A 310-nucleotide genomic window follows, 5' to 3' on the forward strand; every position below is an offset into this window, starting at 1 on the left:
GGCGTGGTGAACATCGGGTATGTGGAACTGGTGGGCGCAAGCTTGCTCCTGTTGGTGGCGGGTATTGTGTCGTGGCGCATGGGGCTCGGGCAGAGCCGCCGCATCGCCGTCTCTACCGTGCGGGCGTTTCTGCAGCTGCTCGCCATGGGTCTGCTTCTGGGCTATCTTTTCAAGGATCAGACGTGGGGGCTCGTGTGTTTGGTGCGGCTGGGCATGTGCATCGCGGCGACGCAGATCGCCACGGGCCGCACGAACAAGGTCGTGCGGGGGCTTTGGGCCGACGTTTTTCTTTCCATCACCGTGTCATCCA

General features: G+C 62.9%; 1 protein-coding gene. It reads left to right on the forward strand.

The window, feature by feature from the left end:
- On the forward strand, window positions 1-310 hold a 310-nt coding region (locus tag NE591_RS13855), incomplete at both ends, for an ABC transporter permease (RefSeq protein ID WP_256156932.1).

It is taken from the genome of Adlercreutzia sp. DFI.6.23 (assembly GCF_024462535.1).
Lineage (GTDB): Bacteria > Actinomycetota > Coriobacteriia > Coriobacteriales > Eggerthellaceae > Adlercreutzia > Adlercreutzia rubneri.